Origin of the sequence: Meridianimarinicoccus marinus (assembly GCF_040689105.1) — a bacterium.
Taxonomy (GTDB): Bacteria; Pseudomonadota; Alphaproteobacteria; order Rhodobacterales; family Rhodobacteraceae; genus Meridianimarinicoccus; species Meridianimarinicoccus marinus.
This window is the reverse complement of the sequence record NZ_JBFBVU010000028.1, coordinates 1-12,841: the sequence shown is the minus strand read 5'-3', so window position 1 is coordinate 12,841 and position 12,841 is coordinate 1. Positions and strand designations below refer to the sequence as shown.

General features: G+C 63.7%; 10 protein-coding genes and 1 tRNA gene. 2 read left to right on the top strand and 9 right to left on the bottom strand.

Going from position 1 to position 12,841, the window contains the following annotated elements:
- Nucleotides 1–163: 163 nt before the first annotated feature.
- The 6 genes from AB0T83_RS16675 to AB0T83_RS16650 form a co-directional block, all read right to left on the bottom strand.
- The gene (locus AB0T83_RS16675; protein WP_366194357.1) at nt 164–775 is read right to left on the bottom strand and encodes a PqiC family protein; all 612 of its coding nucleotides are present in this window, start codon (nt 773–775) and stop codon (nt 164–166) included.
- Between the two features lie 15 nt (nt 776–790).
- Nucleotides 791–2,239, bottom strand: a complete 1,449-nt coding sequence (locus tag AB0T83_RS16670; RefSeq protein ID WP_366194356.1) for an MlaD family protein — start codon at nt 2,237–2,239, stop codon at nt 791–793.
- Nucleotides 2,236–3,066 carry an ABC transporter ATP-binding protein gene (locus tag AB0T83_RS16665; protein ID WP_366194355.1) on the bottom strand — a complete coding sequence of 277 codons (831 nt, stop codon included), beginning with the start codon at nt 3,064–3,066 and terminating at the stop codon, nt 2,236–2,238. The genes AB0T83_RS16670 and AB0T83_RS16665 overlap by 4 nt, the downstream gene beginning before the upstream one ends.
- A 9-nt stretch (nt 3,067–3,075) precedes the next feature.
- A complete protein-coding gene (locus tag AB0T83_RS16660) occupies nt 3,076–4,236 on the bottom strand; it encodes an MlaE family ABC transporter permease (protein ID WP_366194354.1) in 1,161 nt (386 codons plus the stop codon).
- Nucleotides 4,237–4,493: 257 nt separating this feature from the next.
- Nucleotides 4,494–4,570, bottom strand: a tRNA-Arg gene (locus AB0T83_RS16655).
- A 101-nt stretch (nt 4,571–4,671) separates the two neighbouring features.
- A complete protein-coding gene (locus AB0T83_RS16650) occupies nt 4,672–5,442 on the bottom strand; it encodes an alpha/beta fold hydrolase (protein WP_366194353.1) in 771 nt (256 codons plus the stop codon).
- 83 nt (nt 5,443–5,525) lie between these two features.
- Between AB0T83_RS16650 and AB0T83_RS16645 the strand changes: the two genes are divergently transcribed.
- Nucleotides 5,526–5,909: a hypothetical protein gene (locus tag AB0T83_RS16645; protein WP_366194352.1), complete on the top strand. Its 384-nt coding sequence runs from the start codon at nt 5,526–5,528 to the stop codon at nt 5,907–5,909.
- A gap of 15 nt (nt 5,910–5,924) precedes the next feature.
- Here AB0T83_RS16645 and glyA read toward each other — a convergent pair whose 3' ends face one another.
- Nucleotides 5,925–7,220 carry a serine hydroxymethyltransferase gene (gene glyA / locus AB0T83_RS16640; protein ID WP_366194351.1) on the bottom strand — a complete coding sequence of 432 codons (1,296 nt, stop codon included), beginning with the start codon at nt 7,218–7,220 and terminating at the stop codon, nt 5,925–5,927.
- A gap of 188 nt (nt 7,221–7,408) precedes the next feature.
- On the opposite strand from glyA, the gene AB0T83_RS16635 reads away from it, so the two are divergent.
- Entirely contained in the window at nt 7,409–8,167 is a 759-nt protein-coding gene (locus AB0T83_RS16635) for an NAD kinase (protein WP_366194350.1), read from the top strand.
- A gap of 70 nt (nt 8,168–8,237) precedes the next feature.
- Here AB0T83_RS16635 and prpE read toward each other — a convergent pair whose 3' ends face one another.
- Nucleotides 8,238–10,127: a propionate-CoA ligase PrpE gene (prpE, locus tag AB0T83_RS16630; RefSeq protein ID WP_366194349.1), complete on the bottom strand. Its 1,890-nt coding sequence runs from the start codon at nt 10,125–10,127 to the stop codon at nt 8,238–8,240.
- 263 nt (nt 10,128–10,390) lie between these two features.
- Entirely contained in the window at nt 10,391–12,670 is a 2,280-nt protein-coding gene (locus AB0T83_RS16625) for an NADP-dependent malic enzyme (protein WP_366194348.1), read from the bottom strand.
- Nucleotides 12,671–12,841 lie beyond the last annotated feature (171 nt).

Below are 12,841 nucleotides of genomic sequence, written 5' to 3'. Positions count from 1 at the left end.
TCCTCCCGTGAGCATCTTTCGGGTTTTGCACCCGTATTGTGATGAAACAGTAGGCACGCACCATCGCGCTGGCAATGCCCTTGGGGCAGCCGCTTGTAGTCGGAAGGCATCCGCCCGGAGGCATGAAGGATCTGTCGCGGATCGTTGCGCTGTGGCTTCCGCCCTAGCGGATTCCCTTGGCAGCGATCTCTTGCCCAAGGCGGGCGACGCTTCGGCTCATCGCGGCGGTGATCTGCGCATAGTCGGCCCCACCGGTGCCGCTTTCGGCTCCGCTGATCGGTTCGCGAAGCACGGTGCGGCCCATGCGGATCACGTCCTGGGTGGTGCCGCTGACCACCGTCCAGCGCGCGTCGAGAAGCACCTGGTTGTCCGGCTGCGCCTCGAACGTGTTGACCTGCACCAGAACCTGGTAGGTGACGTTGCCGGATACCGACCACGGGTGCAGCAGGATGCGATCGGTGTTCAGCCGTTCGGACAGAACCTCGCCCAGAACGTTCTGGAAGTTCTCCGTCAGACTGCCGCCCCAGCGGTTCAGGCTGGCGACATCCAGCGCGGTTGCGTTCTCGCGGATGACGATTTCTGGCCGGTCCAGGTATTCCGGCAGGGTGACCGGCCCGACCCCGATGGAGAGTCCGCGCCGCCGCGTGGTTTGAGCGGTTTCTCCGGAGGTGATGCCAGGGGCCGACAAAACGTAGAAGTTCGACGGTTTGCTGTCGCAGGCCGCCACCGCAAGGCACAGGATCAGTGCCGGGAAAATCTTGAAAATTCGCTGCATCGTCACTCTCTCCGTTTACCTGCGGCCGGTCAGCAGCGCACTTGGATTGCGCTCAAGGTAGTCGGCAAATTCGCGCAAGGACATGGCAGCGCGGCGGATTTCACGCAAGGTGACATCCAGTTGGGTCACGGTTGGCGAGTCCGCGCCGACCAGCGACCGCACGCCGGACATGGCGCTGCGCGCGTCGCGCATCGCCAGATCGGCGGTGTCCAGGATGCCATCGATCTTGGCGATGATCGGTTGCACCCCGCCATCGACGTTGGCGATCAGCTTGCGCAGGTCGTCTATGGCCGTCACGCCGTCTTGCAGGGCGGTTCGCGCGGCCTCCATCGTCGCCGTGGCCTCATTGGCAATCGGTCCCACCTCTGTCTCGAGCTCTGCCGCCAGCCGGCCCACCGAACCGATCGGTGCCCGCACTTCGTCCAGAACCTCGGCGGCGGTGGCCAGGGCGGTCCGGGCGTCGGCGAGCAGCGGATCGGCCTTCGCGTCAAGAGACGTCACGACGGCGCGCGTGTCTTCCAGCGTGCCGTTCGCCGTTGCCAGGGTCTGTTGCAGCCCGTCGGAAATCGGCGCGACTTCCCCCTGCACATTCTCGATCAGCGCGCTGGCATCCTGCGCTGTTTTCTGGAGCGCGGCGAGGGTGGCTTGCAACTCCTGCGAAATCGGCGTGATCCGGTCATCCAATCCATCAATTAGCGTCTGCAAATGGGTCATGGTCTGCTCCGCAGAATAGAGCACTTCGCCGGGCTGCATGGACAAGCGCGCCTTGGCTTCGGCTGCGGTTGCGCGGACGTCGGTGATCGTCGCGTGAAGTTCGTCAATGAACGGGCCGATCCTGTCAGAAATCTCGTTGATCGCGGAGCTGACACGCACGATGCTGCCGGAGGCCGATTTCACGGCCTTCTGGATGTCTTCGGCGACCTCCTCCAACGGCACCTCCTGCAGGATATCCGCGACGCGGGTGATGCTGGCCTTCAGCTTTTCCGTGTCCGAGGGCAGGGTCGGGATTTCCTCGTGATCCGGATCCAGCCCGGTCAGGGTGGCTTTCGAGCCAGATTTGAAATCAAGCTCGATGCCCAGCTGGCCGGTGACGAAGGATTGCAGGGCAAGTTCGGCGCGCAAACCGAATTCGATGAGATCGTTGATACTGCGCCGGTTTTCATCGGTGCGCCCCCGTATTCGGTCAGGCTCGATCTGCACATAGACCGGGATGACGAATTCCGAATCTTCGTCCTTGGGAAAATAGCTGACGCTGATATCCGTCACCTGGCCCAGCGGCACACCCCGGAAATTCACCGGCGCGCCCACCTGCAATCCTGCGACCGACCCCTGGAAGAACATGACGAAGGTCTGTTTCTTGATCAGGAATCCCGCGCCGCCGAAGGCCACGAGCCCTCCCATGGCCACGGCAAAGGCGCCCAGGACGAAAATGCCGACGAGTTTCGGATTGGTCTTCTGGCTCATGGTGCTGCCTCCGTCGCGCCACCGCTGGCCGCCTGCGCCGGGACAGGCGCGGTGGCGCTTGCGAGTGTTCCGCGGTTCAGAAACTCGCGCACCCCGGCGTCAGGGCTGTGGTCGCGCAACGCCCGTGGATCGCCCTGCGCGATCATGGTCTTGGTCACCGGATCAAGGAAGACCGAATTGGTGCCGATGGAGAAGATGCTTGCCAGTTCATGGGTGACGATCACCATCGTGGTTCCCAGACTGTCGCGCAATTCCAGGATCAGATCATCCAGCAGTTTCGAACTGATCGGATCAAGTCCGGCAGAGGGTTCGTCCAGGAACAGGACATCCGGGTCCAGCGCCATGGCCCGTGCAATCCCGGCGCGCTTTTGCATCCCGCCGCTGATCTCGGACGGATAGAAGTCCTCGAACCCCGACAATCCCACCAGCGCCAGTTTCATCGCCGCAAGGTCGCGGATCTCGGACGCGCCCAGATCGGTGTATTCGCCCAATGGCAGGCCGACGTTTTCGGCCAGGGTCATCGAACTCCACAAGGCGCCGCTTTGATACAGGACACCGAAGCGGCGCATCATGGCCTCACGTGTGGTCTGCTCGGCGGACCAGAAATCGGCCCCGTCGAAGCGGACGATCCCCCGCGCCGGGGACTTGAGGCCGATCAGGCATTTCAGCACCGTGCTCTTGCCGCAGCCCGAACCGCCCATGATAATGAAAATATCACCGTGGTTGACGGTGAATGTCAGATTCTTCTGAATCACGAAATCGCCGTAACTGAGGTCGAGATTGCTGACCTCGATATGCGGGCGGGATGTCGGCGCGTTGCCTGTCATGCCGTTTCCTTAAATCCCTATGACACTTGTTACCACGGCGAAAAATCCGTCGAGCACGATGATCATCACAATGGACAGGACCACGGCCGAGGTGGCCGCGTCGCCCACAGCCGAGGCGCTGCGCCCCGACTGCAGGCCCTTGAGGCAGCCTGCCAGAGCCACAACGATGCCGAAGATCACGCTTTTGGAGATGCCGATGCCAAAGTCGGTCAGGCTGACGCTGGCGATCGTTTCGACGTAATAGGCCGTGGGCGTCAGGTCCAACATCAAGACCCCCACGATGCCGCCACCGATGATGCCAAGGATATTCGCGTAGATACACAGCAGAGGCATCATCACGATCAGCGCCAGCATGCGCGGCAGGACAAGGAATTCCATCGGCGAGAAGCCGAGCGTGCGGAAAGCGTCAGTCTCCTCGTTAACCTGCATGGTGCCCAGTTGTGCGGCAAAGGCCGCCCCGGTGCGGCCGGCCATGATGATGCCGGTCATGATCGCGGCCATCTCGCGCGCCATGGCGATGGCGACCAGATCCGCGACATAGATCTGCGCCCCGAACTGGCGCAACTGGATCGCGCCGACGAAGGCAAGGATCAGACCGATCAGCACCGAGATCAGGGTCACGATGGGCAGGGCCTTCGGGCCGCAATCCTCCAGCGCGATCATCAGATCGACGCGCCGGAAGCGCGCCCGGCCGGTGCAAAAGCGCAGCAGGGCAATGGTCGCCTCGCCGACGAAACTCACCGTTTCCAGCATCGACTTCTGTGCCGAAAGCCACCATTTTCCAAGCCCGACAAGAAGGCCGTCACGCGTCGCCGTGCGCCGGGCGCCTTGTCGTTCGGGCACGGCGGTGGCCAGGGTCACAAGCCGCTGTGCCCCGGCGGGAAGCCCGGCAAGGTCAACATCAATCCCGGCGGCCTTGCTTTGGGTGACAACGCCCAGAATGGCGGTGACGAAGGTGCTGTCCCAAGTCGCCAGCGCCCCTGTGTCGAAGCCGATGCGCCGCAATCCGGTATTGGCACCGATGTCCGAGGTGATCGCACCCGCGCCGGGGGGCTTTGCCTGAAGGGTCCAGTCCCCGGAAAAGGACAGAAGCGCGACCCCCTCCGGGCGCATGTCGACGGAATAGGCGCCGGCGGTCCGGTCCGATATGCCGTCACTGACAACGGTCATGTCCTGCGTCCCGAATTCGTGAATTCAGACCAGTGCGCGTGCCGGTCCCATCGACGGCCCCGATGCGGCTGTCTGACGGCATCGTTTATTGCCAAAGCTATGCGTCGCGACTTCATACCCGCAGGAGACAGCAGCCCGGCGCGAAGTCAACATCATTGACCGCAAAGGGACAAATCGCGCGCCTTGTATGCGGCGGCGCGGGCAGAAATGACCTGCCGGGTTTCCGGCAGACCGACGCCGCAGAAATGTCCTGAAACTGGCGACCCCTGAAGGACTCGAACCCTCAACCTGCGGATTAGAAGTCCGCTGCTCTATCCAGTTGAGCTAAGGGGCCGCTGATCTGCTTGTGCGGCATCGCTTGGGGGAGATCAAGTCCTGCGGTTCGTCTCCCTGTGGCGCTTGAACGGACAGGCATGGCGTGACCCAATTCGGCCCTTAGCGGTCCGCGGTGCGGGCCAGGAACTGGGTGACGGCGGCTTCGAATTCGCGCGGTTTCTCGGCGTGCAGCCAATGGTTCGCGCGCGGAATCTTGACCACCACCGCGCCGGGGAACAGGCGCTTGATCTCGCCCCGGTGTTCGGGCTGGACATAGTCCGAGGCGCCGCCCGCCAGGAACATGGTCGGGCGGTCGAAGGTGGCCTCCAGCGCGGGGAAGGACAGGATCTTGTCCATGTCCTGTTCCAGCGTGGGCAGGTTCAGCCGCCAGCGGCCCTCGGTCACATCCAGCGACTGCAGCAGGAAAGCGCGGATTGCCAGTTCGGGCACCTGGTCGCGCAGCTTGCGGTCGGCCTGCGCGCGGCTGGTGACGCCGGTCAGGTCCAGATCGCGCATGGCGCGCAGGTATTGCATCTGGCTGTGGCTGTAGCTGACCGGCGCGATGTCGGCGACGATCAGGCGGTTGACCTTGCCCGGATCGCTCAGCGCCAGCACCATCGCCGCCTTTCCGCCCATGGAATGGCCCAGCACATCGGCCTCGCCGCCATGTGCCGCGATGACCTCGGCCAGATCGGCGGCCATCTCGGGATAGCTGTGGCTGTCGGTCCAGTCGCTGGCGCCGTGGTTGCGCATGTCCACGGTCAGCACCGGCCGCTCTGCCGACAGGTTCCGCGCGATCACGCCCCAGTTGCGGCCCGACCCGAACAGCCCGTGCACGATCAGCAGCGGGCGGCCCTCGGTCACCTGCCCATGTCTTGTAGTTGCCAGCACCGACAGCCTCCGCCTATGGTTCAGGGACCATATCCGGGCGCGGCCCGGCGGATGTCAAGCAGGTGACAGGCAGGGTGCGGGGCATGGCCAAAAAGACGCAGACGGATCAGGAATTTTCGGCGCTGGCAAACCGCATGGGCGAGAAGCTGGATGTGCCGGGCCATGACCTGACAACGGTGGTCGGCCGGGCCGGGCGGATGCTGCCCAGACGGTTGCGCCGCGAGGCGGACTACCTGATCCAGATGGAGATGATCTCGGGTCATCCCAAGCTGTGCCACATGGTCGATCCGGCCCGCGTGGCCAAGGCCGAGGCCCGCCTTCGGGCGCATGTACGTCACATGAACCCCGAGAAAGAGCGCCGCGACCGGCTGTTGGGCCAGATCGCGGGCTATGTCTTCGGTATGCTGGTGTTCGTCGCGCTGCTGATCACGGTACTGGCGTGGCGCGGGGTGTTGGGGCCGCAATAGGCGGCCCCGGACAGGTTACAGCCCCGGATAGATCGGGAAGCGGTCGCACAGCGCCTGAACCTCGGCGCGCACCTTGTCCTCGACCTCGGCGTTGCCGTCCTCGCCATTGGCGGCCAGCCCGTCGACAACCTCGATGATCCAATCGGCGATCTGGCGGAACTCGGCCTCGCCAAACCCGCGCGACGTGCCCGCCGGCGACCCAAGACGGATGCCCGAGGTCACGGTCGGCTTCTCGGGGTCAAACGGCACACCGTTCTTGTTGCAGGTGATATGGGCACGGCCCAGAGCCTTCTCGGTGGCATTGCCCTTCACGCCCTTGGGACGCAGGTCCACCAGCACCACATGGGTGTCGGTGCCATGGGTCACGGTGTCGAGCCCGCCCTTGATCAACTGGTCGCTGAGCGCTTGCGCATTGGCGATGACCTGTTTGGCGTAATCCTTGAACTCGGGGCGCAGTGCCTCGCCGAAGGCCACGGCCTTGGCGGCGATCACATGCATCAGCGGGCCGCCCTGAATGCCGGGGAAGATGGCCGAATTGACCTTCTTGGCGATGGCCTCGTCGTTGGTCAGGATCATGCCGCCGCGCGGACCACGCAGGGTCTTGTGGGTGGTGGTGGTCGCCACATGCGCATGCGGGAAGGGCGAGGGGTGCTGGCCACCGGCCACAAGACCGGCGAAATGCGCCATGTCCACATGCAGGTAGGCGCCGACCATATCGGCGATCTCGCGCATCCGCTGGAAATCGATCTGGCGCGGAATGGCCGAACCGCCGGCGATGATCAGCTTGGGCAGATGTTCCTTGGCCAGTGCTTCAACCTGGTCATAGTCCAGCTGGTTGTCCTGCTTGCGCACGCCGTATTGCACGGCGTTGAACCATTTGCCCGACTGGTTCGGTCGCGCGCCATGGGTCAGGTGCCCGCCCGCGTCCAGCGACATGCCCAGAATGGTGTCGCCGGGCTGGATCAGCGCCTGATAGACGCCCTGGTTGGCCTGTGACCCCGAGTTCGGTTGCACATTGGCAAATTCGCATCCGAACAGCGCCTTGGCGCGGTCGATGGCGAGGTTCTCGGCAATGTCCACGTACTGGCAACCGCCATAGTAACGGCGTCCAGGGTAGCCTTCGGCGTATTTGTTGGTCAGGACGGTGCCCTGCGCCTCCATCACGGCGCGGCTGACGATGTTTTCGCTGGCGATCAGCTCGATCTCGTCACGCTGGCGGCCAAGCTCTTTCTCGACGGCACCAAAGAGTTCCGGGTCGCGTTCGGACAGGGTTTCGGTGAAGAATCCGTCGGTACGGTGCGGGGCGTTCATGGGGCATCACTCCTGCGGGTGGGAACGGCCTTGCGGCGATGCCGCTGTGTACTCAAGGATGGGGCCAAACGAAAGCCCACAAAACGACTTGGCCCGGGCAGATTGCGGCAAAGGGCAAGGCGCCGCGCTTGCCTTTCGGCAAGGACCGCGCGAAGAACGAAGGACGCCTGCACACAGGGACGGCCCGGATGAACAAGATTGCCTTTCTGGCCAGCGAGTCGCCGGTCGCCCAAAGCGCGCGCCGCGAGCTGTCGGCGCTCTATGGTCATGTGGCGCCGGATCAGGCCGAAGTGATCGTGGCCCTGGGCGGAGACGGCTTCATGCTGCAGACCCTGCACGGCACCGACGAGCTTTCGGTGCCGGTCTACGGCATGAACCGGGGCACCGTCGGCTTCCTGATGAACGAATATTCCATCGTGCGGCTGAAAGAGCGGCTGAATGCGGCCGAGATCACCACTATCCAGCCCTTGCTGATGCGGGCCGGCTGTACCGATGGCACGGTGCAATCGGCGCTGGCCATCAACGAAGTGTCTTTGCTGCGGGCCGGGCCGCAGGCCGCCAAGCTGCGGATCAGCATCGACGGTCGCGTGCGGCTGGAGGAGCTGGTCTGCGATGGGGCGCTGGTCTGTACGCCCGCAGGCTCCACCGCTTACAACTATTCGGCGCATGGGCCGGTGTTGCCGGTGGGGTCCGACGTTCTGGCCCTGACCGCCATGGCGGCCTTCCGGCCAAGGCGCTGGCGCGGGGCGCTGCTGCACCAGACCTCGAAAGTACGGTTCGACGTGATGGATGCCGACAAGCGTCCGGTCATGGCCGATGCCGACAGCCGGTCGGTCAAGAACGTCGAATGGGTCGAGATCGAGAGCCATCCCTCGATCGAACACAAGATCATGTTCGACCCCGGTCACGGGCTGGAAGAACGGCTGATCCGCGAACAGTTTACCTGAGCCATACTATCCGGACATGAAAAGGGCCGCCCCCGAAGGTGCGGCCCAATCTTCACGAGGGTAACGTGATTTATTTCGCGTAACCAATGCTTTGCAGCGCGACCTTGATCTCGTCAAGGATGGCAGGATCGTCGATAGTGGCGGGCATCTTGAACTCTTCCCCATCCGCGATCTTGACCATCACGCCGCGCAGGATCTTGCCCGAGCGGGTCTTGGGTAGGCGGTCCACCACGACGCAGAGCTTGAAGGCGGCAACCGGGCCGATCTTCTCGCGCACCAGCTTGACCACTTCCTTGATGATCTCGTCGTTGTCGCGGGTCACGCCGGAATTCAGGCACAGGAAGCCCATCGGCATCTGGCCTTTCAGTTGGTCTGTCACGCCGATGACGGCGCATTCGGCCACATCGGGATGCGCGGCCAGAACCTCTTCCATGCCGCCCGTGGACAGGCGGTGACCGGCGACGTTGATGACGTCATCGGTGCGCGCCATGATGTAGACGTAGCCGTCTTCATCCTTCATGCCCGCATCGCCGGTCTCGTAGTAGCCCGGGAACTGCTGCAGATAGCTTTTCCGAAACCGCTCTTCGGCATTCCACAGGCCCGGAAGGGTGCCCGGCGGCAGCGGCAGCTTGATCGCGATGGCGCCCAATTCGCCGGCTTTCACCGGGTGGCCGCCTTCATCCAGGATCTCGATCTGGTAGCCCGGCATCGGCAAGGCGGGCGAGCCCAGCTTGACCGGCAGTTCCTCGATCCCCAGCGGGTTCGCGGCAATGGCCCAGCCGGTTTCGGTCTGCCACCAGTGGTCGATGACCGGCACATGCAGTTGCGCCTGTGCCCACAGGATGGTGTCGGGGTCGGCGCGTTCACCGGCCAGGAACACGGCCTGACAGCCGCGGGTGTCGTATTTCTTGACGTATTCGCCGGTCGGGTCCTCGCGCTTGACGGCGCGCAGCGCGGTCGGGGCGGTGAAGAACGACTTGACCTTGTGCTCTTCGATCACCCGCCAGAAGGTGCCGGCGTCGGGCGTGCCCACGGGCTTGCCTTCGAAGACGATGGTGGTGGAGCCGTTGATGAGCGGGGCGTAGCAGATATAGCTGTGGCCCACGACCCAGCCCACGTCCGAGGCGGCCCAGAACACTTCGCCCGGCGCGACCTTGTAGATGTTTTCCATGGTCCAGCGCAGAGCCACCAGATGCCCGGCGGTGGCGCGGATTACGCCCTTTGGCTGACCGGTGGTGCCGGAGGTGTACAGGATATAGGCCGGGTGGTTGCCTTCCACCGGCACGCATTCGGCAGGCTCCACGCCGAACTGGAACCCGTGCCAGTCGTAGTCGCGACCGTCAATCAGCTTGGCAACCTCTTGGTCACGCTGGAAAATCACGGTGAAGTCCGGCTTGTGCTTGGCCAGGTCGATGGCGCCGTCCAGAAGCGGTTTGTAGTGGACAACGCGGCCCGGCTCCAACCCGCAGGAGGCGGCGATGATGCACTTGGGCCGGGCGTCGTCGATGCGAACCGCCAGTTCGTTGGCCGCAAACCCGCCGAACACGACCGAGTGGATGGCGCCGATGCGGGCACAGGCCAGCATGGCTTCCAGGGCTTCCGGCACCATCGGCATGTAGATGACCACGCGGTCGCCCTTTTCCACGCCCTTGGCGCGCAGCGCTCCGGCCAGCGACGCGACGCGGTCGCGCAGCTCGCCATAAGTGATCTCGTGCTTGGAATGGGTGATGGGGCTGTCGTGGATGATTGCGACCCGGTCGCCGTGTCCGGCCTCGACGTGGCGATCGACGGCGTTCCAGCAGGTGTTGACCTTGGCGTCCGAGAACCATTCGTAAATCGGCGCGTTCTCGTCGAACAGGGCCTTGGTCGGCTTCTCGACCCAGTCGATCTTCTCGGCTGCGGTCATCCAGAACCCTTCGGGGTCTTCCTGCCAGCCTTTGTAAACGTCCGAATATTTCATGAATACGTCCTCCTCGGTTACGCACACAATATTCAGGGTTTCCCTTCCGGCAAGGTGACAGTTGTGCCAAGCGTGCTCATTCGAAAACGAATTTACAGATTTTCAGAATGTTGCGAGAGGGGTTGTAAATTTGAGCCTAAAATGTCGCGTGCGCGGCATGCATCCCTCTGAAAAACCGCCATTTTACGCTGTTTGCGCTAAAGTAGAGCGTTAACATGATTAGCCCGGCCGGACGCGATGGGTGTCCAGCCGGGCATTTCGGGTCAACTGTAGTGCGACACTGGCGTCCCGGCGATGGCTGCCATATTCAAAAGCCCGCGGGTGGTGATCGACGGGGTCACGATATGGGCGCGGTTGCCCATGCCCATCAGGATCGGTCCGACCTCCAGTCCGCCGGCCTTGGTCTTGAGCGTGTTGCGCACCGCCGAGGCACTGTCCGAGGTGGCAAAGACCAGCGCGTTGGCCGCGCCCTCGAACCGGCTGTGCGGGAAGATCCGCTCGCGCTGTTCGGGGCGCAGGGCGGTGTCGACATTCATCTCGCCTTCATAGGTGAAGTCGCGCGGCTGGCTGTCCAGAATCTCCATCGCGGCTCGCTGGGTGCGGCCCGAATAGATGTCGAGGTTGCCGAATTCCGACGAGGAGCACAGGGCGATCCGGGGCGATACGCCGAAGCGGCGCATGTGTCGGGCGCAGCCCAGCACCGTTTCGGCCAGTTGTGCGGGCGTCGGCTCGGGGTGCACATGGGTGTCGGCCACGAAGATCGGCCCGTCTTCCTGGATCATCAGCGACAGGGCGCCGATGGGGTGGAACTCCTTGGTGCCGAGGATCTGGTTGACGTAGTTCAGATGCCACAGGTACTGGCCGAAGGTGCCGCAGATCAGGCTGTCGGCTTCGCCGCGATGCACCATGATGGCGCCGATGGCGGTGGTGTTGGTGCGCATGATGGCACGGGCCAGATCCGGGGTGACGCCCTTGCGGGCCATCAGCTCCAGATAAGTTTCCCAATAGGCGCGGTACCGCGGATCGTTCTCGGGGTTGACCACATCGAAGTCGCGTTCGGGGCGGATCGACAGGCCGGCGCGTTCGCAGCGGGTGGCGATGACATCGGGACGGCCGATCAGAACCGGGGTCTCGGTGGTTTCCTCGATCACCGCGTGGGCGGCGCGCAGCACGCGTTCGTCCTCGCCCTCGGCAAAGACGATGCGCCGCGCGGTCGAGGCCGCGGCCTCGAACACCGGGCGCATGATCATCGCCGACTTGAAGACCGAACCGTCCAGATCGGCCTTGTACTTGGCCAGGTCGTCCAGCGGCTTTGTGGCGACACCGCTTTCCATGGCCGCCTTGGCCACGGCGCTGGCCACAACACCCATCAGCCGCGGATCGAAGGGCTTCGGGATCAGGTAGTCCGCCCCGAAGCTGAGTTGCTCGCCCTGATAGGCGGCAGCGGCTTCGGCGCTGGTGGTGGCGCGGGCCAGCGCGGCAATGCCTTCGACGCAAGCCACTTGCATCTGGTCGTTGATCTCGCTGGCACCCACATCCAGCGCGCCCCGGAAGATGAAGGGGAAGCACAGGACGTTGTTGACCTGGTTGGGAAAGTCCGACCGGCCGGTGGCGATGATCGCATCGGGTGCCACTTCGCGGGCGAGGTCCGGCATGATCTCAGGCGTCGGGTTGGCCAGCGCGAAGATGATCGGTCGCTCAGCCATCTTGGCGACCAGTTCGGGCTTCAGAACGCGGGGCCCGGACAGGCCAAGGAACAGATCCGCGCCCTCGATCGCCTGATCCAGCGTGCGCTGGTCGGTGGGTTGGGCAAAGGCGGCCTTTTGCGGCGTCATCTCGGTCTCGCGGCCTTCATGGACCAGCCCCGCGATGTCACACAGCCAGACGTTCTCGCGCTTCACCCCCAGCTTCAGCAGCATGTTGAGGCAGGCGATGCCCGCCGCGCCGCCGCCGGTCGAGACGACCTTGATGTCCTCGAACGCCTTGCCAGCCACCTTCAGCGCGTTGGTCGCTGCGGCCCCCACCACGATGGCGGTGCCGTGCTGGTCGTCGTGGAACACCGGAATGTTCATGCGCTTGCGGCAGATTTCCTCGACGATGAAACAGTCGGGCGCCTTGATGTCTTCGAGGTTGATCGCGCCGAAGGTCGGTTCCAGTGCGCAGACGATATCAGCCAGATGCTCCGGGTCGGTGGCGTTCAGCTCGATATCGAAACAGTCGATATTGGCGAACTTCTTGAACAGGACGGCCTTGCCTTCCATCACCGGCTTCGACGCCAGCGCCCCGATATTGCCCAGACCCAGCACCGCCGAGCCGTTGGTCACCACGGCCACAAGGTTGCCGCGCGCGGTATAGCGGCTGGCATTCGTCACATCCTTGGCGATTTCCAGGCAGGCCTCGGCCACGCCGGGCGAATAGGCGCGCGCCAGATCCCGGCCATTGGCCATGGGCTTGGTGGCGCGGATTTCCAGTTTCCCGGGTTTCGGGTGCTCGTGATAATACAGCGCCTCGTTGCGCAGGCTGTCACCGGTGTCGTCGGACATGTTTCCCCCTAGTCTTTGGACAAGTTTGTCCTAGTACTGTGACAGGGTTAACACCAGTCACCAGAAGCGCACATCTTTAGCAGGCTGCTGAAAGAGGCTCGCGCTTGGAACATCTTCCCTTGGACGGAGGAATCGTGGGGATGTTGGCTGTGGGCAAATAGCCCCTTCGGG

What these genes read in the sequence shown, in the direction of transcription:
- AB0T83_RS16675 (WP_366194357.1), bottom strand. Translation starts at nt 775, where the DNA reads ATGCAGCGAATTTTCAAGATTTTCCCGGCACTGATCCTGTGCCTTGCG.
- AB0T83_RS16670 (WP_366194356.1), bottom strand. Translation starts at nt 2,239, where the DNA reads ATGAGCCAGAAGACCAATCCGAAACTCGTCGGCATTTTCGTCCTGGGC.
- AB0T83_RS16665 (WP_366194355.1), bottom strand. Translation starts at nt 3,066, where the DNA reads ATGACAGGCAACGCGCCGACATCCCGCCCGCATATCGAGGTCAGCAAT.
- AB0T83_RS16660 (WP_366194354.1), bottom strand. Translation starts at nt 4,236, where the DNA reads ATGACCGTTGTCAGTGACGGCATATCGGACCGGACCGCCGGCGCCTAT.
- AB0T83_RS16645 (WP_366194352.1), top strand. Translation starts at nt 5,526, where the DNA reads ATGGCCAAAAAGACGCAGACGGATCAGGAATTTTCGGCGCTGGCAAAC.
- glyA (WP_366194351.1), bottom strand. Translation starts at nt 7,220, where the DNA reads ATGAACGCCCCGCACCGTACCGACGGATTCTTCACCGAAACCCTGTCC.
- AB0T83_RS16635 (WP_366194350.1), top strand. Translation starts at nt 7,409, where the DNA reads ATGAACAAGATTGCCTTTCTGGCCAGCGAGTCGCCGGTCGCCCAAAGC.
- prpE (WP_366194349.1), bottom strand. Translation starts at nt 10,127, where the DNA reads ATGAAATATTCGGACGTTTACAAAGGCTGGCAGGAAGACCCCGAAGGG.
- AB0T83_RS16625 (WP_366194348.1), bottom strand. Translation starts at nt 12,670, where the DNA reads ATGTCCGACGACACCGGTGACAGCCTGCGCAACGAGGCGCTGTATTAT.